The sequence below is a fragment of the Bradyrhizobium sp. LMTR 3 genome, from assembly GCF_001693485.1.
Classification (GTDB): domain Bacteria; phylum Pseudomonadota; class Alphaproteobacteria; order Rhizobiales; family Xanthobacteraceae; genus Bradyrhizobium.
Genome location: NZ_MAXC01000005.1, coordinates 41,300 through 66,737, shown reverse-complemented (window position 1 = coordinate 66,737; position 25,438 = coordinate 41,300). Strand labels below are relative to the sequence as shown.

The following is a 25,438-nucleotide window of genomic DNA, read 5'->3' as shown; positions in this document are numbered from 1 at the left end:
CCGGGGACCGGGTCTTGTCCTTGCGTGACTCGGGTCATCGTGGCGATACTGCACCAAGGGCAGCAAAAGGAGCGGTCATGAAGGTTAACGTGGAAATAGATTGCACGCCGCTGGAGGCCCGTCAGTTCTTCGGATTGCCCGACGTCTCGCCGATGCAGACCGCCGTGATGGACAAGATGCAGCAGCAGGTGATGGCCAACATCGAAAAGGTCTCGCCGGAATCGCTGATCCAGAGCTGGTTCACGTTCGATCCCAAGATCGCCGAGCGATTCCAGGATATGTTCGTGACCATGGCCGGGCTCGGCGGCATGGCCAAGAAGGACAAGTGAGAGTGGCCATCGCGGAAGGCGGTGCGGCAACAGAAGAGCAGCGGCTTCGACCGCCAAGCCTGTTTCTGATGCTGGCCGAGACGCGGGCGCTGTTCGAACTGAATTCGAGCCTGTTACTGTCGCCGCTCTTGTTGCGTGCGCCGAGGGGCGACGGGCATCCGGTGCTGGCGCTGCCGGGCTTTCTCGCCAGCGATCTATCGATGGTGCCGATGCGGCGCTATCTGAAAGAACTCGGCTACGACACCTATGCCTGGGACATGGGCCGCAATTTCGGCGGCATCGCTTCCAAGCGTGGCGCACTGCAAGCTCTCCTGAAGCGGACCTATGAAGCCACCGGCCGAAAGGTCAGCCTGGTCGGCTGGAGCCTCGGCGGCGTCTATGCGCGCGATCTCGCACTGCAGATGCCGGACATGGTGCGCTCGGTGATCACGCTCGGCAGCCCGTTTGCCAGCGATATCCGCGCGACCAACGCCACGCGGCTCTACGAGGTGCTGTCGGGGGAGACCGTCGACGACAATCCGGAAATCCGCTTGGCCATCGCCGGTGACCTCCCGGTGCCGGCGACCTCGATCTATTCCCGGACCGACGGCATCGTGAACTGGCACACCAGCCTGTTGCGCCCATCCGCCACGGCCGAAAACATCGAGGTCCACCTCGCCAGCCATATCGGGCTTGGCGTCAACCCCGCAGCATTGTGGGCAGTAGCCGACCGCCTGGCGCAGGCGGAGGGCGAGTTTAAGCATTTTGACCGATCAGGACCATTTGCCATTGCCTATGGGCCCCCCGAAAATGCACAATCTTGAATCCACGCCCTGAGCTTAAGGGCATGATCGCGAAAGATCCGCCCTGCAATTGATGCAGGATGGCTGCCGGTTTTCGGATATGCTCCAATAACAAAGACATTCCAGACGCCAGAAGCGCCGCCAAGGCGCCGCGTTTTCTACTGCGGGAGGAAAATATGGCGGACGCCAAGAAGCTGTCTTCGCTGGACGCGTCGTTTCTGTATCTGGAAACCCCGGAAATGCCGATGCATGTCGGCAGCATGGCGATCTTCCGTCTGCCCGAGGGCTACAAGGGCGACTTCTTCGAAGAGTTCAAGGCGATGATCGCCTCGCGGCTGCACATCGCGCCGATCCTGAAAGCCCGCCTGGAGAAGGCGCCGCTCGACATCGATCATCCGTCCTGGGTCGAGGACGACCAGTTCGACATCGACCGCCACATCTTCCGCGCCAGCCTGCCGGCGCCGCGCGATCGTGCGACGCTGGAGCGCATCGTCGGCTGGATGCATGCCAAACTGCTCAACCGCGCCCGCCCGCTCTGGGAGTTCTATGTCTTCGAAGGCATGAAGGACAACGAGATCGGGCTTTACTCCAAGATGCACCATGCCTGCATCGACGGCGGCGCCGGCGCCGCACTCACCAGCATGATCTACGACATCACCCCGGTGCCGCGTCAGGTCGATCCGCCGACGGCGCGCAGGGTGGCGCCGGAGCCGCGCGACATCGCCGCCAACCTGATCGATTCCTACCAGCAGCTCTGGACCCAGCCGTTCGACCCGAAGGCGGCGCCAAAGAGTCTCGAGCTGCCGCGCTCGGGAAAAAGCGATCTCGGATCGATCTTGTTCGACAACGCCATGTTCCAGATCGAGAGTGCGGTGAAATTCGCCAGCAGCATTCCGACAATGCTCAAGAGCGTGTCCGATGTGGTAGGCAAGGTTTCCGATCCGAAGTCGCGCGACAGCCTGGCCAGCATGGCCTCGCCGCCGACGATCCTCAACAAGACGATCTCGTCGGAGCGCAGCTTTGCCGGCGTCTCGATCTCGCTGTCGCGCGCGAAAGCGCTGGCGAAAGCCTCCGGCGGCAAGCTCAACGACGTCGTGCTGGCGCTGTCTTCCGGCGTCGTGCGCCGCTATCTGATCAGCCAGGGCGCGCTGCCCAACAAATCCCTGACCGCAGCGGTGCCGATCTCACTGCGCGAGGAGGGCAACGCCGATGCCAACAACCAGGTGTTCGGCATGATCTGCGCGATCGCCACCAATGTCGACGATCCCAAGACGCGGCTGGAAACCATCATCGCGCAATCCACCAAGTCGAAGGAGATGTCGCATCCGCTGCGGGCGCTGATGCCGCAAGTCTCCAACCTCTCGATGCTGGGCGCGCCGATCGTGACCCAGATCCTTGCGCTGCTCTATAGCCGCTCCAACCTCTCCGACGTGCTGCCGCCGGCGGCCAACATCACCGTATCAAACGTGCCCGGGCCGCGGCAGACGCTGTATGCCGCCGGCGCCGAGCTGCTGCACATCTTCCCGGTGTCGATCTCGACGCATGGCATTGCGCTCAACATCACCGTGCAGAGCTACCGCGACCAGCTCGATTTCGGCTTCATCGCCGGCGCCAACATCATTCCGCATGTCCAGATTCTCTGCGACATGCTCCCGGTCGAATTTGAAGCGCTGGAGGCGGCGTTCGCGCCGCCGCCGAGCATGACCAGCGCCGCTGAATAGGGGGCTGACATGATTGAAATGCCGCCGCTGCAATTCGCCGAGGTGAACGGTATTCGCATGGGCTATTACGAGGCGGGGCCCAAATCGGACAAGCCGCCGGTCATCCTCTGCCATGGCTGGCCGGAGATCGCGTTCTCCTGGCGGCACCAGATCAAGGCGCTGAGCGAGGCCGGCATCCGGGTGATTGCGCCGGATCAGCGCGGCTATGGCGCGACCGACCGCCCCGAGCCGGTCGAGGATTACGACATGGAGCATCTGACCGGCGATCTCGTCGGTCTGCTCGATCATCTCCAAATCGACAAGGCGATCTTCGTCGGCCACGACTGGGGCGGCTTCGTCGTCTGGCAGATGCCGCTGCGTCATCTCGATCGCGTCGCCGGTGTCGTCGGCGTCAACACCCCGCATTGGGATCGCATGCCGGCCGATCCGATCGAGCTGTTTCGGCAGCGCTTCGGCGACAAAATGTACATCGTGCAATTCCAGGACCCTGGCCGCGAGCCTGACAGGATCTTCGGCAGCCGCGTCGAGCAGACCTTTGACGCGTTCATGCGCAGGCCGGTGGCACGGCCCCCGGGGACGCCGGAGGAGCAGCCGATTGCGGGTGTCGGCGCATCAGCGCGTCTCAATCTGGCGTTTCCACAGATGATCGCGAATTACGATGCCAAGCACGATCCGCGCACGCCGATCCTGTCGGCGGAAGAAAAGCAGGTATTCGTCGACACCTTCACCAAGACCGGCTTCACCGGCGGCATCAACTGGTACCGCAATTTTTCCCGCAACTGGGAGCGCGCGGAAGGGCTCGACCATACCGTCCGCGTGCCGTCGCTGATGATCATGGCCGAGAACGACGCGGTGCTGCCGCCATCGGCGACCGAGGGGATGGAGAAGCTGGTGCCGGACCTCGAGAAATATCTCGTGCGCGACAGCGGCCATTGGACGCAGCAGGAAAAGCCGGACGAGGTCAGTAGCAAGCTGATCGAATGGCGTAGAAAAAGATTTGGCTAGGTCCGCATAATCGGCCGTCATTGCGAAAGCGAGCGGAAACTTGCGCCGTCATTCCGGGATGGTCCGAAGGACCAGACCCGGAATCTCGAAATTCCGAGTTCGATGCTTCGCCTCGCCCCGGAATGACGGCGTGGATGGGATTAGGCAGGGGAGACACTTCGACAATGGCGTCCACCAATAAACTCAGTCCGATCCCGCATCCGCCGAAGAAGCCCGTCGTCGGCAACATGCTGTCGCTGGACCCGAACGCGCCGGTGCAGCATCTGGTCAAGCTGTCCAAGGAACTCGGACCGATCTTCTGGCTCGACATGATGGGCGCGCCGATCGTGATTGTCTCCGGCCACGCTCTGATCGACGAACTCTCCGACGAGAAGCGTTTCGACAAGACGGTGCGCGGTTCGCTGCGCCGAGTTCGTGCCGTCGGCGGCGACGGGCTGTTTACCGCCGACACGACAGAGCCGAACTGGAGCAAGGCGCACAACATCCTGCTGCAGCCGTTCGGCAACCGCGCGATGCAATCCTATCACCCGAGCATGGTCGATATCGCCGAGCAACTCGTGAAGAAATGGGAGCGGCTCAACGCCGACGAGGAGATCGACGTCGTGCACGACATGACGGCGCTGACGCTCGACACGATTGGTCTCTGCGGCTTCGACTACCGTTTCAATTCGTTCTACCGCCGCGACTATCACCCGTTCGTGGAGTCGCTCGTGCGCTCGCTCGAGACCATCATGATGACCCGCGGGCTGCCGCTGGAAAATCTGTGGATGCAGAAGCGGCGCAAGACGCTGGCCCAGGACGTCGCCTTCATGAACAAGATGGTCGACGAGATCATCGCCGAGCGCCGCGGCAATGCGGAAGCCACTGAGGCCAAGAAGGACATGCTGGGCGCGATGATGACCGGCATCGACCGCTCGACCGGCGAGCAGCTCGACGACATCAACATCCGCTACCAGATCAACACCTTCCTGATTGCCGGCCACGAGACCACCAGCGGACTTCTCTCGTGCACGATCTACGCGCTGCTCAAGCATCCGGAGGTGCTGAAAAAGGCCTATGAGGAAGTCGACCGGGTGCTCGGACCGGACATCAACGCCAAGCCGACCTATCAGCAGGTCACGCAGCTCACTTACATCACGCAAGTGTTGAAGGAAGCGCTGCGGATGTGGCCGCCGGCGCCCGCCTATGGCATTACGCCGCTTCAGGACGAGGCCATCGGCGGCGGCAAGTACAAGCTGAAGAAGAATACGTTCATCACCGTGCTCGTGATGGCGCTGCACCGTGACCCCAGCGTCTGGGGTCCGAACCCGGACGTCTTCGATCCCGAGAATTTCAGCCGCGAGGCCGAGGCCAAGCGGCCGATCAATGCCTGGAAGCCGTTCGGCAACGGCCAGCGCGCCTGCATCGGCCGCGGCTTTGCGATGCACGAGGCGGCGCTGGCGATCGGCATGATCCTGCAGCGCTTCAAGCTGATCGATGTGCATCGCTACCAGATGCACCTGAAGGAAACGCTCACCGTCAAGCCGGATGGTTTCAAGATCAAGGTGCGCCCGCGCGCCGACAAGGACCGTGGCGCCTTCGCCGGCCGTACCGCTGTTGCGGCCGCTGCCTCAAGCGCGGCGGCGCCGCAGGCGCGGACCCGCCCGGGCCACAACACGCCGCTGTTGGTGCTCTATGGCTCAAATCTCGGCACCGCGGAAGAGCTGGCGACGCGGGTGGCTGACCTCGCCGAGGTCAACGGCTTCGCCACAAAACTCGGCGCGCTCGACGATCACGTCGGCAAACTGCCGGAGCAGGGCGCGCTGATGATCTTTTGCGCTTCCTACAATGGCGCAGCCCCCGACAACGCCACGCAGTTCGTCAAGTGGCTGGACAGCGGCCTGCCAAAAGACGCATTCGCCAAGGTACGATACGCCGTGTTCGGCTGCGGCAACAGCGACTGGGCTGCGACCTATCAATCCGTGCCGCGCATGATCGACGAGCAGTTGGCGGCGCACGGTGCGCGCAGCCTCTACGGCCGCGGCGAGGGCGACGCCCGCAGCGATCTCGACGGCCAGTTCGAAAAATGGTTCGCGGCGGCAGCACCCGCGGCCATGAAGGAGCTGGGGGTCGATTCCGGCTTCGCTCGCAGCGCCGACGACGCGCCGCTTTATTCGATCGAGCCGGTGGCGCCATCGGCCGTTCACACCATCGTCGCGCAGGGCGGCGTCGCGCCGATGAAGGTGCTGGTGAATTCCGAACTGCAGAACAAGGCCGGCGCCAGTCCTTCCGACCGCTCGACCCGCCACATCGAGGTGGAATTGCCGCCGGGCGTCACCTTCCGCGTCGGTGACCACCTGAGCGTAGTGCCGCGCAACGATCCGGCGCTGGTCGATTCCGTCGCGCGCCGTTTTGGCTTCCTCCCCGCCGACCAGATCCGGCTGCACGTAGCCGAAGGCCGCCGCGCGCAATTGCCGGTGGGCGATGCCGTGTCGGTTGGGAGGTTGCTGACCGAGTTCGTCGAGTTGCAGCAGATCGCGACCCGCAAGCAGATCCAGATCATGTCGGAACACACGCGCTGTCCCGTCACCAAGCCGAAGCTGCTCGGCTACGTCGGCGACGACGATGCTTCCACCGAACGTTACCGATCGGACGTGCTGGCCAGGCGCAAGTCGGTGTTCGATCTCCTGGAAGAGCATCCGGCCTGCGAACTGCCATTCCACGCCTATCTGGAAATGCTGTCGGTCTTGGCGCCGCGCTACTATTCGATCTCATCGTCGCCTTCGATCGATCCGTCGCGCTGCAGCGTCACGGTCGGCGTGGTGGAATCGCCCGCGAGTTCGGGGCGTGGCGTCTACAAGGGCGTCTGCTCGAACTATCTGTCCGGCCGCCGCGTCGGCGATATCGTGCATGCGACCATACGCGAGACCAAGGCCGGCTTCCGGCTGCCGGACGATCCGGCCCAGCCCGTGATCATGATCGGTCCCGGTACGGGGCTGGCACCGTTCCGCGGCTTCCTGCAGGAGCGCGCGCATCGCAAGGCGCAGGGCGCGAAGCTCGGCCCGGCGATGCTGTTCTTCGGCTGCCGCCATCCCGAACAGGACTTTCTCTACGCGGATGACCTGAAGGCCTTCGCGATCGACGGCATCACTGAGCTGCACACCGCCTTCTCGCGCGCCGACGGGCCGAAGACCTATGTGCAGCATCAGGTGGCGGCGCAAAAGAACCGGGTCTGGAGCTTGATCGAGCAGGGCGCGATCGTCTATGTCTGCGGCGACGGCGGCAAGATGGAGCCGGACGTCAAGGCCGCGCTGGTTGCGATCTATCGCGAAAAGTCCGGCGCCGACGCCGATGCCGGCCTGCGCTGGATCGACGATCTCGGCACCAAGAACCGCTACGTGCTGGACGTCTGGGCGGGCGGATGAATCTTGTAAATCGTAAATCGTAGGGTGGGCAAAGGCGCGTAGCGCCGTGCCCACCATGCTTGCGCACGTCGAAGTTGGTGGGCACGCTTCGCTTTGCCCACCCTACGGTTCTGCGGACTATGCTAAAGCTTCCACATGATTCCCTGGGAAAAGCTCGACACCGCCCGCATTCCTGGCACCGGCAGCGAACTCCGCCTGATGCGCCGCGGCACGGAGTTTTCCATCAAGCTGGGCAGCAACGAGTTGATGAACAGTCGCCTGTCGGGCTCGGAAGCCGCGCTCGCGACGCTCGCTGCGAAGAAGATCGAAAACGTCGCTAAGCCGCATGTACTGATCGGCGGATTGGGCATGGGCTTTACGCTGCGTGCCGCGCTCGCCGGGCTCGGCAATCAAGCGCAGATCGTGGTGGCGGAGCTGGTGCCGGCGGTAGTCAATTGGGCCCGAGGCCCGATGGCGGAAATCTTTGGCGACAGCTTGGACGATTCCCGCGTCAGCATTCGCGAGACGGATGTCACCGACATCATCCGGTCGCATCGTTCGACGTTCGATGCCATTCTGCTCGATGTCGACAATGGACCGGAGGGGCTTACTCGTGAGGCCAACGATGCTCTCTACAGCGCTGCTGGCTTGCGTGCGACGCACGCCGCACTGCGACCGGGCGGCATCCTGGCCGTATGGTCGTCAGGACCCAATCCCGCATTCGCAAAACGTCTTCGCACCGCGGGCTTCGACGTCAATGAAGTCAACATTCGCGCCACCGGCAAAGGCCGCGGCGTGCGCCACGTGATCTGGATCGCGACGAAGAGTTAAGAAGGTAGGGTGGGCAGAGCGAAGCGTGCCCACCATTTCCACCGGCTATTTGGATGCATGGTGGGCACGGCGCAAGTGCGCCTTTGCCCACCCTACTGGCTACGCCGCCTTCGCCGCCGCACCCTGCGCGTGCCCGGCGATCGCGTTGATGATCTGCGGCCACATCGGGATCGGCAACGCGTGGCCCATGCCTTCGATCATCAGGAGCTTTGCGCCGGGGATCGATGCCGCGGTATCCTTGCCGCCTTCGGGGCGCACCAGCGGGTCGACGGTGCCGTGAATGACGAGCGTCGGGATCTTCAGGTGATGCAACCGTTCCTTGCGGCTGCCGGAGGCGAGCACCGCCCGCAACTGCCGGCCGACGCCGTTCGGATTGAGGCCGCGCTCGTAGGTGCGGGCGGCACGCGCTGGGTCGAGGGCCTCGTCTTCCGGGAACGAGCCGACGCGCAGCACTTTCCAGGTCTGGGCGAACCGGTCGAAATACTCCTCCTTCGTCCGCGGCGGCGGCGCCATCAGCACGGCGCTCGCCTCCCGCGTCGGTGGCGGGAGCTTGGGGTTGCCCGTCGTCGACATGATCGAGGTCAGCGAGCGCACCCGCTGCGGGAATGAGAGCGCGACTTCCTGTGCGATCATGCCGCCCATCGACGCGCCGACGAGGTGCGCCGATTTGATACCGAGCACGTCCATCAGGCCGACGGTGTCCTTGGCCATGTCGATCAGCTTGTAGGTCGACGCGACCGGGATCTTCAGGAACCGCTGCTTCAAGAGTTCGAGTGCAGTCAAACGCTTGCCGCCGGAAAGGTGGGAGGATTTGCCGATGTCGCGGTTGTCGAAGCGGATGACGCGAAAGCCGCGCGCGGCGAGCTGGCGGCAGAAATCGTCATCCCAATGGATCATCTGGGCGCCGAGCCCCATGATCAAGAGCATCGGTTCCGCGGCCGGATCGCCGAAAATCTCGTAGCAAATGTCGATGCCGTTGGCGCGGGCGATCTGAGGCGGCTGATGGGCGAGCATCGCGTGTCTTCCCTCAAGTGTTATCTGGCTTCAGTAACTATGGCACGGTTTCCCGCACCGCAGAAGACGTCGCCGCGGTTGACCGGCCCGCTGCAACGGTGTGGTATGGGCCAAACACAAGCGAAGCGTGGCAAGCGCTCGTAATCTTTCGGGAGAGGGCGCCAATGGCCGACAAAGGCAACGATCCTGCCGTGATCTGGCAGACCATGATCGGGGAGATGGAGAAGGGGTTCAACTCCTTTGCCAACCAGGCGATGGCCTCGCCCGAATTCTCAAAAATGATGAACCAGGTCGGCGGCGTCAGCGCAGGCGCGCAGAAGCAGCTCGGCGAACTGATGGAGAAATACCTGCTGGCGATGAACCTGCCGAGCCGGGCGCAGCTCGTCGGCATGGCGGAGCGGCTGCAAGCGATCGAGGGCCAGCTCAACGAGATCAAGGCGTTGTTGCATCAGGTGCACCACAATTCGCTGGCGCCGGAGAGCGGCTACGGCACGCCGCGGCCGCCGCGCACCAAGCGTCCGCCCGCGGAGGGAGAGCAGAAATGAACGCTCCCGCGGGTCTCGATCTCGCTTCCATTTCGGAGCGGGTCCAGTCCGAGGTGCAGCGCGCGATCCAGCGTAGCATCAAGGGCGTCGAATATTTTTCTACCTCCGGCCCTTCGCTCGGCTCGACGCCAAAGGACATTCTGGCCGCCCGCGGCACCATGAACCTCTATCACTATCGGCCGATTGCGGACGAAATCTACCGCGTGCCGATCCTGATCGTGATGGCGACCACCAACCGCGGCTACATCCTCGACATGGTGCCCGGCCAGAGTTTTATCGAGTTTCTGCTGAAGCGCGGCTACGACGTCTACATGCTGGACTGGAGCGCGCCGAAGCCGGAAGAAAAATCCTTGCGGATGGAGGACTACGTCCTCGACTTCATCCCCGACTGCGTCCGCCGCGTGCAGCAGGATTCCGGCGAGCAGGACGTTACGGTGATCGGCTATTGCTTCGGCGGCGTGCTGTCGCTCTTGTACGGCTCGATCTTCCATGACGGGCCGATGAAGAATTTGATCTGCTTCACCACGCCGATCGATTTCCGCGAGATGAAGCTGTTCCAGAACTTTTCGGACCGCCGCTATTTCGACGTCGATCGCCTCGTCGATAGCGTCGGCAATGTGCCGCCCGAAATGATCCTGTCCTCGTTTGAAATGCTGCGGCCGGCGTCGCGCACCGTCAGCCAGGTGCAATTGTGGGAAAACATCTGGAACGACGAGTTCGTGAAGTCGTACCGGATGTTCGACCGCTGGGCGACGGATACGCTGCCACTGGCGGGCGAGTATTTCCGCGACATCACCAAGAACCTGATGTGGGACAACAAGCTCTTTAACGGCAACATGTCGGTCGGCGGGCGTGCGGCGGATATTTCCAGGATCAAGGTGCCGATCCTGCATGCGGTCGCCGAACACGACCACATCGTGCCCTATGATGCGGCCAAGCACCTGATCGCCAAGATCGGTTCGACCGACAAGGAAGAGGTGATCCTCAAGGGCGGTCACGTCAGCCTCGTCGCCGGCGCCAACGCGATCAAGCGGCTGTGGCCGAAACTGGATTCCTGGCTAGGTAAGAGATCAACATGAGCGAGACACGTTCCTATCCGCGCCACGTCAAGACCGATTCCGGAGAGATCGAATTCCGCATGATGGGGCGGGCGGACGAAGCCGCCGTGCTGGCATTTGCGCAAAAGCTCCCGACGCATGATCTCTTGTTTCTGCCGCGCAACATCAGCCAGCCAAAGGTGCTCTCGGCCTGGATCAACGAGATCGAGCGCGGCCAGATCGTAAGCCTGCTGGCGGTGAAGGCGGGGACGGTGGTCGGCTGCGGCACGCTGGTGCGCGACCCGCATTCATGGTCGCCCCATGTCGGCGAGATCCGGATGGTGGTGTCGCTTGATGTCCGCGGGCAGGGGGTCGGCCGGGCGCTATCGCAGGAAACGTTTGCGCTGGCGCTGGGCGCCGGGCTGGAAAAGCTGTCGGTGCAGATGACCGTCGACCAGCAAGCGGCGATCGCCTTGTTCGAGAGCCTTGGCTTCCGGGCCGAGGCCCTGCTGCGCGATCACGTCCGGGATGTCGACGGCAAAAAGCACGACATCGTCGTGCTCGGGCACAATGTGGCGCAGGTTCGGGCACAGATGGAAGCCTATGGGCTCCCGGGGGCCGTGCAGCACTAGCCAAACCCAAAATCGCGAAAACAACCCCATGCAAAGTAGATGGGGCGACTCCGGCATTAGCCTAAAGTGGAACTTTTGCCGGTTCTCTGGGCGGACCGCTCATCCATTAGGCGTTTCACGAATTTGTGATATCGCGGTGCAACATTAATGTTGCGACGCACCATTAACTATGGCACAACACACGTGCCCCGGGCCAATCCGGACGGGGTGAGCCCATAGCTCAAACCGAGGATGGAGAGACCCCCAATGACCACCGAAACCAATTCCGTGCTGAACACCGTCAAGGATGCCTTCGCCCCCGTCACCGAGGCGTTCACCAAGCTCCAGAACCTGGAAGTTCCGGAAGCCGCCCGTGAGTTCGTGAAGAAGCAGACCGAGACCGCCAAGGAGCGCGCAGCCGACCTTTATGCCGGTTCGGAGAAGGCGACCGCTGCGATCGAGACCGCCGTTGCCGGTTCGGTTTCCGAGGCCGCCAAGATCAGCCGCAACATCCAGCAGGCGCTCTTCCAGGACGCGGAAGCGTTCTTCGCCGGCATCGACAAGCTCGCTTCGGCGAAGTCGCTGAGCGAAGCCGCCCAGATCCAGTCGGACCTGGTCCGTGCGCGCGGCGAAGTGTTCGTCACGCGGGCGAAGGCCACCACCGAATATCTCGGCAAGCTCGTCGCCGACAGCGCCAAGACCGCGCAGGACAACTTTGCCAAGGTCTACTCCAAGACCGCCTGATCGCGATCCGCTGACAACTGCCGTTTCGAAGGCCCGCTTTTGCGGGCCTTCTTTTTTGGCGGGTATCCCTGTCATTCCGGACGACGCGAAGCGGCGATCCGGAATCTCGAGATTCCGGGTTCGTGCTTCGCACGCCCCGGAATGACGGCGATGGGCGCATCGCGCTATGATTGAAGTGGGTGTAGCTCTCCGAAAGCCGTCATGACCCTTCCGGCCACCTTCATCATTGACAGCCCCGGCGACGCGATCCGCGCCGCCGAGTTGCGGCGCGTGAAGATTTTGGCAACGTCGGTGCTGGCGGCGACGTTTGCGATCTTCCTCGCCGCACGAGCGCTGCTGCCGATGCATCCGGCCTTCGGCTTCATCGCGGCGTTTGCGGAAGCTGCCACCATTGGCGGCCTGGCCGACTGGTACGCCGTGGTGGCGCTGTTCAAACGGCCGCTGGGACTGCCTATCCCGCACACCGCAATCATCCAGAGCAACCAGCACCGCATCGCCGACAAGCTCGGCGAATTCATCGAGAAGCATTTCCTGGAAGCTGCTCCCGTCGAGGCCAAGCTGCGGCAAATCGATTTCGGCGCGTTCATCGCCGACTGGCTGCGCGACCGTAAACGCAGCGAGGATCTTGCGCGCTTTGCGCTGCGGCTGTTGCCCGAAGCGGTGGCGGCGACGGAGACCTCCGGGCTGATGACGTTCGTCAGCCGCCGCATCACCGCGCAACTGATGTCGATCGATCTCGCGCCGCTGGCGGCCGGAACGCTGCGCGCATTCGTGAAGGAGGGGCGGCATTCAGGCCTGCTCGATGACATCCTGCGCGCGGTGCATCAGACCATGACGCAGGCCGAAACCATGGCGATGATCCGCGAAAAAATCCGCGCCGAACTGCCGACGCTGCTGAAGCTCTATCGCGCCGACAAGTTCCTGGTGAACAAGATCGTCGCTTCCGCCACCGCCTTCTTCGAGGAAGTCCGCAACGATCCCGCGCATCCGTTCCGCGGCGAGTTCGATCGCATGGTGATGACCTTCGTCGATCGCCTCGGCACCGATCCAAGCTACGCCGAGCGGATCGAGGGGTTGAAGCGCGATCTCCTGGCGCGTCCCGAAGTGACGGGTCTCGCACGCCACATCTGGGCCAACGCACGCTCGTTCTTCGAACGCAGCGCCTCGGGCGAGACCCAGGTGTTGGAGCAATATCTGGTGCGCATGTTCGTGAAAGCGGGCGAGGCACTGGCCGGCGATGCCGAGTTGCGCACCGAGATCAACCAGGGGCTCGTGGCGGTATTGCGCACCGTGATCGCCGAACAGAAGAGCGGCGTCTCGACCTTCATCTCCGACCAGGTGAAGTCGTGGGACATGGGGCAGTTGATCTCGCTGATCGAAATCAACATCGGCCGCGACCTGCAATACATCCGCTTCAACGGATCGCTGATCGGCGGGATAGCGGGATTGGCGCTGTACACTCTCGAATACCTGCTGCGGCTGCTGTGACTATTTCATCACGTCAACGCTTTTAGTTATCCGAGATGTGATCTGCACTGCTTGCAAGGGGAAAGCCGGTTCCCTAGCTTTTTGTGGAACTATATTGCAGTGCCGAACGATTCTACCGCGTTGGCGTCTAACTGAACCGGTGGCCGGCTGCCGCGACGCAAGGGGCCGAGCCCGAGAGGAGATATGATGTCCGTTGCAGCACAGACGCTTTCGCCGCCGTCCAGAACCCTGATGCTTCTGGAGGGCCGTGCCATTCACGAACTCGGCGCGTTTCTGGGGGCGCTGCCATTGCTGAGTCTGGCGCCACGCGGCGACGGGCATCCCGTGCTGGTGTTGCCCGGTCTCGTTGCATCCGACACCTCGACGCGACCGCTGCGCAGCTTCCTGCGCACGCGCGGCTATGCCGTCAGCGGCTGGCGTCAGGGGCGCAACCTCGGCCTGCGCCACGGCGTGCAGAACGCCATGGTCGATCTGGTGCAGGAGTTGAACGACACACACGGCCGCAAGGTCTCGCTGGTCGGCTGGAGTCTCGGCGGTCTCTATGCGCGTCAGCTTGCCAAGATGATGCCGGAGCGCGTGCGCTCGGTGATCACGCTCGGCAGCCCGTTTGCGTCAGGCCCGAAGGCGACCAACGCCTGGCGCGTCTATGAGCTGGCGAGCGGCCGTCGCGCCGACGAAGAGGATCCCCGTTTTGGCGGCGCGCTGTCGGCGACGCCGCCGGTGCCGACCACCGCAATCTTCAGCCGCACCGACGGCATCTGCGCCTGGCAGGGCTGCATGGAAAAGACGTCAGCGACATCCGAGAGCATCGAGGTCGAAAGCAGCCATTGCGGCATGGGCCATCACCCGGCCGTGGTCTATGCGGTTGCCGATCGCCTGGCGCAGCCGGAAGGCAAGTGGTCGCCGTTCGATCGAAGCGGCTGGCGCAGCGTGGTTTACCCGAATCCGCATCGGTAGTCCGTACGCACGCTCTGCAGTTCGGGGCTTCATCCTTCGAGACGCGGCCTACGGCTGCTCCTCAGGAGGAGGTCTTGAGCACGATGATAATTGGTTAGATCGATTTGGCCGCATCCGCGTTTCACCTCTCCCGCTTGCGGGGGAGGTCGGCGCGAAGCGCCGGGTGGGGGCTCTCTCCGCTCGGGCAGCGTCGCCCGTGGAGACACCCCCACCCCAGCCCTCCCCGCAAGCGGGAGAGGGAGCTCACCTTCTTCCTGGTCGCAATCAAACCTAATTTCATCATGTTTTAGACCCTCATAGCGAGGAGCGGCAGCGCAGCGCGTCTCGAACCATGCGGCCGTGCTGCAGCATCAGCGTTGTTGCATCTCGGCAAAACGCGCTATGCCTTGACGCATGTCGCCGCCGCTTGCCCGCATCATTCAGCAGTTGAAGCGCGAACCGTCGCGCACCGGATCGATCGTCATCACCGTATTCGGCGATGCTATCGTGCCGCGCGGCGGCTCGGTCTGGCTCGGTACGCTGCTGGAATTTTTCGAGCAGCTCGACATCGATGCCAGCGTGGTGCGCACCGCGATGTCGCGGCTGACGGCCGACGGCTGGTTCGAGCGCAATAGAATCGGTCGCAACAGCTTCTACCGGCTCGTGCAGAGCGGTCGGCAAACATTTGATATCGCAACCAGGCACATATACGGCCCGCCAGCCTCCGACTGGACCGGGCGATTTGAACTGCTGCTGATCGGCAATGGCGGAGATCGCGACGCCGCGCGCGAGGCGCTGAAGAACGCTGGTTTCGGCAGTCCGCTACCGGGCGTATGGGTGGCGCCGTCGGGCGTGCCGGTGCCTGCGGAAGCCTCCGGCGCCATTCGTCTCGAAGTGTCGGCGGAAGACGACAGCGGGCGGCGTCTGCTCAGCGAAAGCTGGCCGCTCGATCGCACCGCCGACGCCTATCAGAAATTCATGAAGACCTTCGAGCCGCTGCACGGCTGGCTCGGTCGCGGCGAGCGGTTGACCGAGGCCGACGCGTTCACCGCACGGATCCTCCTGATCCATCATTACCGTCGCGTCGTGCTGCGCGACCCATTGCTGCCGACCGCGCTATTGCCCGCGGACTGGCCGGGCAGGGCCGCCCGAACGCTCTGTGGCGAGATCTATCGCGCGCTGCTTCCCGCGTCCGAACAGTGGCTTGACCGCCATGCGATCAACGAAAGCGGGTCCCTGCCGAAACCCGGCGGGGAACTTTCGAAGCGGTTTGACGGGCCGTAGATATGTTACAGAAATATATTGCATATCATAATTTGTGTTATATATTTCCTCCCAATAAATTCCGGGAGGTCCGCCATGTACACGCAGGCGCTCAACACGTCCGACGGCGACGACCGCCACATTGAGGACGCCACGCGGGCTGCGCAGTTTCAGGCGCGCATCGATGCCGACGAGCGCATCGAGCCCAACGACTGGATGCCGGCCGCCTACCGCAAGACGCTGACGCGGCAGATTTCGCAGCACGCGCATTCCGAAATCGTCGGCATGCTGCCCGAAGGCAACTGGATCACCCGCGCGCCGTCGCTGCGCCGCAAGGCGGCGCTGCTCGCCAAGGTGCAGGATGAGTGCGGCCACGGCCTCTACCTCTACGCCGCCGCCGAGACGCTCGGTTCTTCGCGCGAAGAGCTGGTCGACGCGATGCTCGCGGGCAAGGCAAAGTATTCCTCGATCTTCAATTATCCGACGCTGACCTGGGCCGACATCGGCACCATCGGCTGGCTGGTCGATGGCGCGGCGATCATGAACCAGATCCCGCTGTGCCGCTGCTCCTATGGTCCTTACGCGCGCGCGATGATCCGCGTCTGCAAGGAAGAGTCTTTCCACCAGCGCCAGGGTTTTGAGATCATGCTGACGCTGTGCCGCGGCACTGACGAGCAGAAGGCGATGGCGCAGGACGCGCTGAACCGCTGGTGGTGGCCGGTGCTGATGATGTTCGGCCCGCCCGACCAGGTCAGCCAGCACAGCGACACCTCGACCAAGTGGAAGATCAAGCGTTTCTCCAACGACGAGCTGCGGCAGAAATTCATCGATGCCACCGTGCCGCAGGCCCAGTTCCTGGGGCTTACGATTCCCGATCCCGGCATGAAGCAGAACGCGAACGGCAATTGGGAATACAGCGCGATTGATTGGGACGAGTTCAAGCAGGTGCTGGCAGGCAACGGTCCCTGCAACCGCGACCGTCTGGCGGCGCGGCGCAAGGCGCATGAGGACGGCGCCTGGGTGCGCGAAGCAGCGATGGCCTATGCCGAGAAACGCCGGCAGCGCGCCGCCTTGCAGGCCGCTGAGTAGGGAGACCAACGATGGCGACGCCGAACATTCCGCTCTGGGAAGTTTTCATCCGCAGCCGCAACGGGCTGGCGCACAAGCATGTCGGCTCGCTGCATGCCACCGACGCCACGCTGGCGCTGCAGGCCGCCCGCGACATCTACACCCGCCGCGGCGAGGGCCTCTCGATCTGGGTGGTGCCGTCGAGCGCGATCACGGCGTCCGATCCGTCCGAGAAAGGCATGATGTTCGAGCCGGCGGAGTCGAAGATCTACCGGCACCCGACGTTTTACGACGTGCCCGACGAAGTCGGGCATATGTGAACTCTTTCTCCCCTCACGGTGAGGAGGCGCGCAGCGCCGTCTCGAACCATGAGGCCCCAGACCTCATCCTGAGGAGCTTGCGAAGCAAGCGTCTCGAAGGATGGCGGCAACGGGACTCGCAGCCCATCCTTCGAGACGCGCCTTCGGCGCTCCTCAGGATGAGGTCGGAATGTGAATAGACAGGAATAAAGTATGGCCGCAGCCAACATCACCGTCTCCGAAACGCCGCTGGTGCTCTACACCCTGCGCCGCGCTGACGATGCGTTGATCCTGGGCCATCGGCTGTCGGAATGGTGCGGCCATGCGCCGATGCTGGAAGAGGACATGGCGCTCGCCAATATGGGTCTCGATCTGCTCGGCCAGGCGCGCGAGCTCTATACCTACGCGGCCAAGGTCGAGGGCAGGGGCAACGACGAGGACAAGTTCGCTTATCTCCGCGACGTCAGGCAGTACCGAAATCTCCTGCTGCTGGAACAGCCGAACGGCGATTTCGCGCGCACCATGGTGCGGCAGTTCTTCTATGCTGCGTTCGCCGATCTCTATTGGCGCGCGATGATGCGTTCCACCGATGCAACGCTGGCGGCGATCGCGGCGAAGTCGGAAAAGGAAAGCGCCTATCACGTCCGGCATTCCTCGGAATGGATCGTCCGTCTCGGCGACGGCACCGAGGAAAGCCACCGCCGCGCGCAAGGAGCGATCGACGAGCTCTGGGCTTTCACCGGCGAGATGTTTGAGGTCGACGACAGCGAGCGCGGCCTGATCGATGCCGGCATTGCGATCGACCCTGCTACCTTGCGCCCGCAATGGCTGAAGGCGGTATCGGATGTCGTCCACGAAGCGACGCTTGTTCTGCCTGATAATAAGTGGATGCAGCAGGGTGGCCGCAGTGGGCGGCACAGCGAGCATCTCGGCCATCTCCTGAGTGAATTACAATCGATGCAGCGGACGTTTCCGGGGGCGACATGGTAACGGCCATCCACAGCGATAGCGATCTGCGCCGCCGCGCCTGGGAGGCGGCGGCACAGGTGGTCGATCCCGAAATACCGGTGCTTACGATCGCCGATCTCGGCGTGCTGCGCGAGGTTGAGGTTCATGACGGCCGCGTTGAGGTCGCGATTACGCCCACTTACTCCGGCTGTCCGGCGATGAACATGATCGCGCTCGAAATCGAGCTGGCGCTGGAACGCGCCGGAATGCCGCGCCCGACGGTCCGCACCGTGCTGTCGCCGGCCTGGACCACGGACTGGATGAGCGACGACGGCCGCAACAAGCTCCGGGAATACGGCATCGCCCCGCCGCAGGCCTCACGCTCGCGTCGCGCGCTGTTCGGCGAACAGCAGGTGGCGTGCCCGCAATGCGGCTCGCAAAACACCGAGCTGCTGTCCGAGTTCGGCTCGACCTCCTGCAAGGCGCTGTGGCGTTGCAAGGCCTGCCGCGAACCCTTTGATTATTTCAAGTGTCATTGAGGCCATTATGCCGTCATTGCGAGCGAAGCGAAGCAATCCATGGAGCCGCAGCAACACAAGTGTGGATTGCTTCGTCGCTGCGCTCCTCGCAATGACGATAGGGGACTGCTGATGTCGGTCGCGCCGCGCTTTCACCGCCTTGCCGTCAACGACCTCCGTCGCGAGGCTGTGGATGCGGTGTCGATTACGTTTGCGATCCCGAAGGAGCTGGAAGGCGACTACAGTTTTGCGCCGGGACAATACCTCACTTTGCGTACCACGATGGACGGCGAGGAAGTGCGCCGCTCCTATTCGATCTGCTCGGGGCCTGACGACGGCGAGTTGCGCATCGCGGTGAAGAAGGTCGATGGCGGCGCGTTTTCGAACTGGGCAGCAGACGAATTGAAGGCCGGCGACGAGCTCGACGTGATGACGCCGACCGGCCGCTTCGGCGTCGCCCCTGCGCCGGATGAGGCGAGGGTCTATGTCGGATTTGCCGCAGGAAGCGGCATCACGCCGATCCTGTCGATCGTCAAGGGCGTGCTGGCGCGCGAGCCGAATAGCCGGTTCTTCCTGTTTTACGGCAACCGCACGACGTCAAACATGCTGTTCCTCGAAGAACTCGAGGAACTGAAAGACCGCTTCATGCAGCGGTTGTCGCTGTTCCACGTCATCTCGGGCGAGGAGCAGGATATCCCGATCCTGCATGGCCGGCTCGATGGCGCGAAAGTGCGCGTGCTGCTGCGCTCGCTGGTATCAGCCTCGAGTGTCGATCACGTCTTCATCTGCGGCCCCATGGGTATGAGCGAGGACATCGAGACCACTTGCCGCGAGATCGGCATTGCCGAGGATCGCATCCATGTCGAGCGCTTTGTCTCGGAATTCGGCGGCAAGCCGCGCGCGAAGAGGATTGTCGAGCCGTCCGCGCCGCCGAGGGCGATCGCCTCCCTGATCATCGACGGCAAGCGCCGCGAGGTGCCGGTCGCCGAAGGAGAGGCCATTCTCGACGCCGCATTGCGCGCCGGCATGGATCTGCCGTTCGCCTGCAAGGGCGGCATGTGCTCGACCTGCCGCGCCAAGCTGGTCGAGGGCGAGGCGCAGATGGAAGTCAACTATTCGCTGGAGCCGTGGGAACTGAAGGCGGGATTCATCCTGACCTGCCAGGCGCGGCCGTGCTCGGACAAGGTCGTGGTGGACTACGATCATGTGTGACGACAACGTCATTCCGGGATGGTCCGAAGGACCAGACCTCAGATGCGCAATTGCGCATCGGGGAATCTCGAGATTCCGGGTCTGGTCCTTCGGACCATCCCGGAATGACGGACATGGCTAACGCAAACACTTGGGATCGTTGACACCTCAGGTGCTTCGTTCCCAGACTGACCGACTACGTAACGAGGCTTGATAACAAGCCCGGTAACAGGGAGAGAACGTCGTGAAACCGTCTCGCAGAGCGGGTAACCCGCTATGAACGTCGCGCTTTCGCCCGACGAGATCGCCCGCGCCTGCGCGGAGGCGATGTGGAAGGAAGACGACGCCAGCAAGGGCCTCGGCATGAAAATTGTCGAGGTCGGGCCGGGGCAGGCGACGCTGACGATGACGGTGCAGCCGCACATGGTCAACGGCCAGCGCATCGCCCATGGCGGCTTCATTTTTCTCCTCGCCGATTCCACCTTCGCCTTTGCCTGTAATTCCCGCAATGAGCGCGCGGTTGCCGCGCAATGCGACATCGCCTTCATCCGTCCGGGCAAGCTCGGCGACGTGCTGGTCGCAACCGCGCGGGAAGTTTCGCGCAACGGTCGCTCCGGGATCTATGACGTCCGCGTCACATCGGGCGATGTCGTGATTGCGGAATTCCGCGGCCATTCCCGCACCGTCGCCGGGACGTGGCTGTCGGCCGCGGACGAAGATACCAAACAAAAATAGCAAGCGAGAGGAACACGCCATGGCCATGGCAAGATTGAAATCCAGCGGAAGCGGTTACGGCGCTGAATTGGATGAGGCCGAGCGCGCCTCGCGCGACGAGATCATGGCGCTACAGACCAAGCGCCTCGCCTGGTCGCTCCGGCACGCCTACGACAATGTGGCCCATTACAGGAAGGCGTTTGACGCGGCCGGCGTGCATCCCTCCGATTTCAAGCAGCTCTCTGATCTCACGAAATTCCCATTCACGGCGAAGACCGATCTCCGCGACAACTATCCCTTCAGCATGTTCGCCGTGCCGCGCGAAAAGCTGGTCCGCGTCCACGCGTCCTCGGGCACAACGGGCAAGCCGATCGTGGTCGGCTATACGCAAGGCGATATCGATATCTGGTCGGAAGTGATGGCGCGCTCGATCCGCGCCGCAGGCGGCCGCACCGGCATGATCATTCACAATTCGTACGGCTACGGCCTGTTCACGGGCGGACTCGGCGTGCACTACGGCGCGGAAAAACTCGGCTGCACCGTGGTGCCGGTCTCCGGCGGCATGACCGAACGCCAGGTGCAACTGATCAACGATTTCAAGCCTGACATCATCACGGTGACGCCGAGCTATATGCTGGCCATTCTCGACGAGTTCAGGCGGCAGGGGCTCGACCCGCGTCAGTCGTCATTGAAGTTCGGCATCTTCGGCGCCGAGCCCTGGACCAATGCAATGCGCGTGGAGATCGAGCAGGCCTTCGACATGGACGCGACCGATATTTACGGGCTGTCGGAAGTGATCGGTCCCGGCGTGGCGCAGGAATGCGTGGAGACCAAGGACGGCCTGCATATCTGGGAGGATCATTTCTATCCAGAGGTGATCGACCCCGAGACCGGCGCGGTGTTGCCGGACAGCGAGAAGGGCGAACTGGTATTCACCTCGCTCACCAAGCAAGGGTTTCCGATCATCCGCTACCGCACCCGTGACCTGACGCGGCTGTTGCCGGGCACCGCACGCCCGGGCATGCGCCGCATGGAGAAGGTCACCGGCCGCTCCGACGACATGATCATCCTGCGCGGCGTCAACGTATTCCCGACCCAGATCGAGGAAGCGTTGCTGGCGACCGACTGGTGCGGCGGCCATTTCATCATCGAACTGACGCGCGAAGGGCGCATGGACGAGATGACCGTGCTCGCCGAAGCCCGTCCCGAAAGCTGGGACGGTAGCGGCTTGCAGGCGCACGCCGAAAAGGTTGCGCTGTTCATCAAGAACACTATCGGCATCACCGCGCGCATCAAGGCGGTGGCGCCGGAAACGCTGGAACGTTCGCTCGGCAAGGCGAAACGTGTTTACGACAAGCGGCCGAAAGGGTAACTCCTGCTCAGAAGCCGAGCGGGACTCTCTAATGTCAGTTGCCGAAAATTCCGATGTTCGACCTGTCACGGTGCAGGCCCGCTGCGTCCGCCTGCCGGCAAAGGTCGCCGACGCTGCCTCACTTGCGCCCGTCATCGAAACGCACGCGCTGTCGCGTGCCGGCGATGAGTTGCTGATCGAGGTCAAGGCTGCAGCGGTCAATCCGTCCGACGTCAAGGCGGCGACCGGGCTGATGCCCTATGCGGTGTTTCCGCGCACGCCGGGCCGCGACTATGCGGGTGTTGTCATCGATGGGCCGGACGGTTGGATCGGGCGCGAGGTGTTTGGTTCGTCCGGCGATCTCGGTATTCGCCGGGACGGCACGCACGCTACGCATCTGGTGGTCGAAGCCGACGCCGTGGTGGAGAAGCCCAAGGGCATTTCATGGGAAGAGGCGGCCGGCATCGGCGTGCCCTTCGTCACCGCGATGGAAGGCTTGCGCCGCGCCGGCGTTCCGAAGGCGGGCGAGACCTTGCTGGTCATGGGCGTCAACGGCAAGGTCGGGCAGGCGGCGGTGCAGATCGCGAGCTGGCACGGCGCGCGGGTGATCGGCGTGGTGCGCAAGAGCGAGCCCTACGAAGGCCACGCCAATTCAAAGGTAGAAGTCATCGACGCTTCCGCAACCGATGTCGCGGCGCGCGTGCGCGAACTCACCGGCGGCAAGGGCGCCGATATCGTGTTCAACACGGTCGGCGATCCCTATTTCCAGGCCGCACATCAATCGCTGGCGATGCGCGGGCGGCAGATCCTGATCGCTGCAATCGAGCGCATCGTGCAGTTCAATATTTTGGAGTTCTATCGCGGCCAGCACACCTATGTCGGCATCGATACCCTCGGCCTGTCGTCGATCGCGACCGGCGCGGTGCTGCGGGAACTCGGGCCTGGATTTGCCAGCGGGCATCTCAAGCCGTTTCCGATCAAGCCGGCCGCGATCTATCCGCTGGAACAGGCCCGCGCTGCGTTCCTCGCGGTCGCCGGCTCGTCGCGCGACCGGGTGATCCTGCGGCCTTGAAACAGGCATTCGCAGGAGGCGCGGGATTCAAATTTTTCATGGGGAATAAACCTGCCGCACCCCGCCCATGCGCAATGATTTTATTTCGTCATCGCCGACCTCGATGGGCGATTCATTCTCCGCATCGTTGCGGCGTGGACGGGCGCACATTTCCAACATATTAGCAACTGCTGAAATGGCTTCCTATTTGAGCGGTAACCGCTGCATCGGCCGCGCGGGAACAGGGAAACACTAGTGCTGGACAGTGCCAATATCGTCGTCATCAGCGGATTGCTGATCGGTCTCGTCTATGGATCGGTCGGATTGTTGAGCGGATTTTGCTTGCTCAGTAGCCTCAGAGGTTTTTGGGCTGAAGGCGATGGCCGGCTGGTGCGCACCTATGCGCTGGCGATCGGCGTCGCGGTGGCCATGACGCAGTTGCTGGCTGCGGGCGGCCTCGTCGATGTCGGCAAGTCGATCTATCTGCAGCCGTCATTCTCCGCGCCCGTGATGTTCTTCGGCGGGCTGTTGTTCGGTTACGGCATGGTGCTGTCGAACGGCTGCGGCTCGCGCGCGCTGGTGCTGCTCGGGCGCGGCAATCTCCGCTCCTTCGTGGTGGTGGTCGTGCTGGCGATCTTCGCCCAGATGACGCTGAAGGGCCTGATCGCCCCGTCGCGCATCGCGATGGTCGGGGCGTCGCAGACCACGGCCACGGCGAATTCGGTGCCGGCCTTGTTCGCCGCCGCAGGCCTGAGCGCAACGGCCGCGCGCATGCTGGCCGCCTCGGTCATCTCGGCCGCGCTGATCATTTTTGCCTTTGCGCATCCCGCTTTCCGGCGGTCGCCGGGCCAGATCGCCGCGGGTCTCGTCATCGGCTTACTGGTGGCGGCGGGCTGGTTTGCCACCGGCTATCTCGGCGCCGACGATTTCAATCCCACGCCGGTGACCTCGCTCACCTTCATCGCGCCGATCGCGGACGCCCTTCAATATGTCATGCTGTCGACGGGCTCGACGCTCAATTTCGGCATCGTCACCGTGTTCGGCGTGTTCGCCGGCAGCCTCGTGACGGCGCTGTTGACCGGACGCTTTCAACTCGAAGGCTATCAGTCGCCGCGTCACATGCTGCGCTCCGGCAGTGGTGCCGCGCTGATGGGCATCGGTGGCGTGATGGCATTCGGCTGCTCGATCGGGCAGGGGTTGACGGGATTTTCCACGCTGGCGCTTGCGTCGCTGATTGCCTTCGCCGGCATCCTCGTCGGCACCGCCGCCGGTCTCCGCGGCGCGCTGCGGGTTCGGCCGCTGGCGGCCGTTTGATCTTCTCCCTCTTCGCGGGGAGAGAGGTTACTTCTCAATCCGCAGCCCTCGTCACGATCCGTATCTTCGACGTCAGTGTCCGGTGCACCGGGCACTTGTCCGCAATCTCCATCAGCCGCGTGCGCTGATCGGCGTCGAGCGCGCCTTCAATCGAGATCACCCGGTCGATCTGATCCAGCATGCCCTCCCGCGTCTCGCATTCGGCGCAATCCTTTGCGTGAATCTTGCTGTGCTTCAGCGTCACGGTGACGCGGTCCAGCGGCAGCGATTTGCGGTCGGCATACATCCGCATCGTCATCGACGTGCAGGCGCCAAGGCCGGCGAGCAGGAAATCATACGGCCCGGGCCCGCTGTCCTGGCCGCCGACGGCAACGGGCTCATCCGCCACCATCTGATGGGGACCTGTGGCGACGATCTGCTGGAATTTGCTGTTGCGGGTTTCACGCACCACGACGTTGCGTGGCGCGTCGCTCGTGGCAGAAACAGGCTGCGCCGCGGCGGGCTCGATATAGCGCTCGGCCCACGCGGCGATGACGCCGGCGACATAGGCGCTGTCCGGTTTGCCGCTCAGCAGATGATCGGAGCCCGACAGCGACACAAAGCTCTTGGGATGTTTGGCGGCAGCGAAAATCTTGGTGGCATTGTCGATGCCGACCGTGTCGTCGGTCGGCGAATGCATGATCAGCAGCGCCTTGTGAAGTTTTGCGATCTGCGCCGCCAGGCTGTGTTCGGCGATGTCGTCGAGGAATTCGCGCTTGATGTGAAACGGCCGCCCGGCGAGCTGGACCTCCACCGTGCCGTGCGTGCGGATATCGTCGAGGCGATCCTTGAAGAGATGCGTGACATGCACGGGATCGGAGGGGGCGGCAATCGTAACGACCGCCTTTGCCTCCGGGATTTGTCCGGCGGCAGCCAGGATCGCGGCGCCGCCCAGGCTATGGCCGATCAGGATCGCGGGCGCCGTGCGGGTTTCGCGCAAATGATCGGCGGCGTGGACGAGATCAGCAACGTTCGAGGAGAAGGTCGAGTTGGCGAACTCTCCCTCGCTGGAGCCGAGCCCGGTGAAATCAAACCGCAACACCGCGATGCCTTTTGCGGTGAGCGCCGTCGCAATGCGTTTCGCGGCCAGCACTTCCTTGCCGCAGGTGAAGCAATGCGCAAACAGCGCGTAGGCCTGCACCGGGCTGTCAGGCATATCGAGGGAAGCGGCAAGCTGATGGCCGCCTTCGCCGGTGAATTGAAAGCGTTCGCTCGGCATGGCTGTTCTCCCTCGGCTGTTCTCGCTCGGAATTGGC

At 63.3% G+C, this 25,438-nt stretch carries 24 protein-coding genes; 22 read left to right on the top strand and 2 right to left on the bottom strand.

Annotated elements, in window-relative coordinates:
• Positions 1–77: 77 nt before the first annotated feature.
• The 6 genes from LMTR3_RS05655 (at position 78) to LMTR3_RS05630 (ending at position 8,051) form a co-directional block, all read left to right on the top strand.
• On the top strand, positions 78–329 hold the full coding sequence (locus tag LMTR3_RS05655) for a DUF6489 family protein (protein ID WP_065744106.1): 252 nt from the start codon (positions 78–80) through the stop codon (positions 327–329).
• Between the two features lie 68 nt (positions 330–397).
• Positions 398–1,132 (top strand): esterase/lipase family protein, encoded by a 735-nt coding sequence (locus tag LMTR3_RS05650; RefSeq protein ID WP_245319773.1) that lies wholly within the window; start codon positions 398–400, stop codon positions 1,130–1,132.
• Between the two features lie 155 nt (positions 1,133–1,287).
• The gene (locus LMTR3_RS05645) at positions 1,288–2,832 is read left to right on the top strand and encodes a WS/DGAT/MGAT family O-acyltransferase (protein ID WP_065744171.1); all 1,545 of its coding nucleotides are present in this window, start codon (positions 1,288–1,290) and stop codon (positions 2,830–2,832) included.
• A 9-nt stretch (positions 2,833–2,841) separates the two neighbouring features.
• Positions 2,842–3,837: an alpha/beta fold hydrolase gene (locus tag LMTR3_RS05640; RefSeq protein WP_065744105.1), complete on the top strand. Its 996-nt coding sequence runs from the start codon at positions 2,842–2,844 to the stop codon at positions 3,835–3,837.
• A gap of 164 nt (positions 3,838–4,001) precedes the next feature.
• Positions 4,002–7,241, top strand: coding sequence for a bifunctional cytochrome P450/NADPH--P450 reductase (locus tag LMTR3_RS05635; protein WP_065744104.1), 3,240 nt, complete (start codon positions 4,002–4,004; stop codon positions 7,239–7,241).
• Positions 7,242–7,376: 135 nt separating this feature from the next.
• On the top strand, positions 7,377–8,051 hold the full coding sequence (locus LMTR3_RS05630; protein ID WP_065744103.1) for a spermidine synthase: 675 nt from the start codon (positions 7,377–7,379) through the stop codon (positions 8,049–8,051).
• Between the two features lie 99 nt (positions 8,052–8,150).
• Here the strand turns inward: LMTR3_RS05630 and LMTR3_RS05625 are convergent, their stop codons facing one another.
• Positions 8,151–9,065, bottom strand: a complete 915-nt coding sequence (locus LMTR3_RS05625; RefSeq protein ID WP_065744102.1) for an alpha/beta fold hydrolase — start codon at positions 9,063–9,065, stop codon at positions 8,151–8,153.
• A 164-nt stretch (positions 9,066–9,229) separates the two neighbouring features.
• Between LMTR3_RS05625 and LMTR3_RS05620 the strand changes: the two genes are divergently transcribed.
• From LMTR3_RS05620 to LMTR3_RS05545, 16 genes are all read left to right on the top strand, one after another.
• Positions 9,230–9,610, top strand: coding sequence for a hypothetical protein (locus LMTR3_RS05620; protein ID WP_028350065.1), 381 nt, complete (start codon positions 9,230–9,232; stop codon positions 9,608–9,610).
• Positions 9,607–10,689, top strand: coding sequence for an alpha/beta fold hydrolase (locus LMTR3_RS05615; protein WP_065744101.1), 1,083 nt, complete (start codon positions 9,607–9,609; stop codon positions 10,687–10,689). The genes LMTR3_RS05620 and LMTR3_RS05615 overlap by 4 nt, the downstream gene beginning before the upstream one ends.
• Positions 10,686–11,279 carry a GNAT family N-acetyltransferase gene (locus LMTR3_RS05610; RefSeq protein WP_065744100.1) on the top strand — a complete coding sequence of 198 codons (594 nt, stop codon included), beginning with the start codon at positions 10,686–10,688 and terminating at the stop codon, positions 11,277–11,279. The genes LMTR3_RS05615 and LMTR3_RS05610 overlap by 4 nt, the downstream gene beginning before the upstream one ends.
• A 246-nt stretch (positions 11,280–11,525) precedes the next feature.
• A complete protein-coding gene (locus tag LMTR3_RS05605) occupies positions 11,526–12,002 on the top strand; it encodes a phasin (RefSeq protein WP_065744099.1) in 477 nt (158 codons plus the stop codon).
• A 201-nt stretch (positions 12,003–12,203) separates the two neighbouring features.
• Positions 12,204–13,490: a DUF445 domain-containing protein gene (locus LMTR3_RS05600; protein WP_065744098.1), complete on the top strand. Its 1,287-nt coding sequence runs from the start codon at positions 12,204–12,206 to the stop codon at positions 13,488–13,490.
• Positions 13,491–13,676: 186 nt separating this feature from the next.
• Positions 13,677–14,447 carry an esterase/lipase family protein gene (locus LMTR3_RS05595; protein ID WP_065744097.1) on the top strand — a complete coding sequence of 257 codons (771 nt, stop codon included), beginning with the start codon at positions 13,677–13,679 and terminating at the stop codon, positions 14,445–14,447.
• 393 nt (positions 14,448–14,840) lie between these two features.
• Positions 14,841–15,710: a phenylacetic acid degradation operon negative regulatory protein PaaX gene (gene paaX, locus LMTR3_RS05590; RefSeq protein WP_065744096.1), complete on the top strand. Its 870-nt coding sequence runs from the start codon at positions 14,841–14,843 to the stop codon at positions 15,708–15,710.
• Positions 15,711–15,785: 75 nt separating this feature from the next.
• Positions 15,786–16,778, top strand: coding sequence for a 1,2-phenylacetyl-CoA epoxidase subunit PaaA (gene paaA, locus LMTR3_RS05585; protein ID WP_065744095.1), 993 nt, complete (start codon positions 15,786–15,788; stop codon positions 16,776–16,778).
• An 11-nt stretch (positions 16,779–16,789) separates the two neighbouring features.
• Positions 16,790–17,077 (top strand): 1,2-phenylacetyl-CoA epoxidase subunit PaaB, encoded by a 288-nt coding sequence (gene paaB, locus LMTR3_RS05580; RefSeq protein ID WP_057844448.1) that lies wholly within the window; start codon positions 16,790–16,792, stop codon positions 17,075–17,077.
• Positions 17,078–17,269: 192 nt separating this feature from the next.
• The gene (gene paaC, locus LMTR3_RS05575; protein WP_065744094.1) at positions 17,270–18,046 is read left to right on the top strand and encodes a 1,2-phenylacetyl-CoA epoxidase subunit PaaC; all 777 of its coding nucleotides are present in this window, start codon (positions 17,270–17,272) and stop codon (positions 18,044–18,046) included.
• Positions 18,040–18,543 carry a 1,2-phenylacetyl-CoA epoxidase subunit PaaD gene (gene paaD, locus LMTR3_RS05570; protein WP_065744093.1) on the top strand — a complete coding sequence of 168 codons (504 nt, stop codon included), beginning with the start codon at positions 18,040–18,042 and terminating at the stop codon, positions 18,541–18,543. Before paaC ends, paaD begins: the two co-directional genes overlap by 7 nt.
• A 111-nt stretch (positions 18,544–18,654) precedes the next feature.
• On the top strand, positions 18,655–19,734 hold the full coding sequence (gene paaE, locus LMTR3_RS05565; RefSeq protein ID WP_065744092.1) for a 1,2-phenylacetyl-CoA epoxidase subunit PaaE: 1,080 nt from the start codon (positions 18,655–18,657) through the stop codon (positions 19,732–19,734).
• A gap of 255 nt (positions 19,735–19,989) precedes the next feature.
• Complete coding sequence (gene paaI / locus LMTR3_RS05560; RefSeq protein ID WP_065744091.1) at positions 19,990–20,448, top strand: hydroxyphenylacetyl-CoA thioesterase PaaI; 459 nt, start codon at positions 19,990–19,992, stop codon at positions 20,446–20,448.
• A gap of 19 nt (positions 20,449–20,467) precedes the next feature.
• Complete coding sequence (paaK, locus tag LMTR3_RS05555; protein WP_065744090.1) at positions 20,468–21,799, top strand: phenylacetate--CoA ligase PaaK; 1,332 nt, start codon at positions 20,468–20,470, stop codon at positions 21,797–21,799.
• Positions 21,800–21,830: 31 nt separating this feature from the next.
• Positions 21,831–22,850 carry a quinone oxidoreductase family protein gene (locus tag LMTR3_RS05550; RefSeq protein WP_065744089.1) on the top strand — a complete coding sequence of 340 codons (1,020 nt, stop codon included), beginning with the start codon at positions 21,831–21,833 and terminating at the stop codon, positions 22,848–22,850.
• Between the two features lie 234 nt (positions 22,851–23,084).
• Positions 23,085–24,143 carry a YeeE/YedE family protein gene (locus LMTR3_RS05545; RefSeq protein ID WP_176721822.1) on the top strand — a complete coding sequence of 353 codons (1,059 nt, stop codon included), beginning with the start codon at positions 23,085–23,087 and terminating at the stop codon, positions 24,141–24,143.
• A gap of 34 nt (positions 24,144–24,177) precedes the next feature.
• Here LMTR3_RS05545 and LMTR3_RS05540 read toward each other — a convergent pair whose 3' ends face one another.
• Positions 24,178–25,401, bottom strand: a complete 1,224-nt coding sequence (locus tag LMTR3_RS05540; RefSeq protein WP_065744088.1) for a bifunctional alpha/beta hydrolase/OsmC family protein — start codon at positions 25,399–25,401, stop codon at positions 24,178–24,180.
• Positions 25,402–25,438 lie beyond the last annotated feature (37 nt).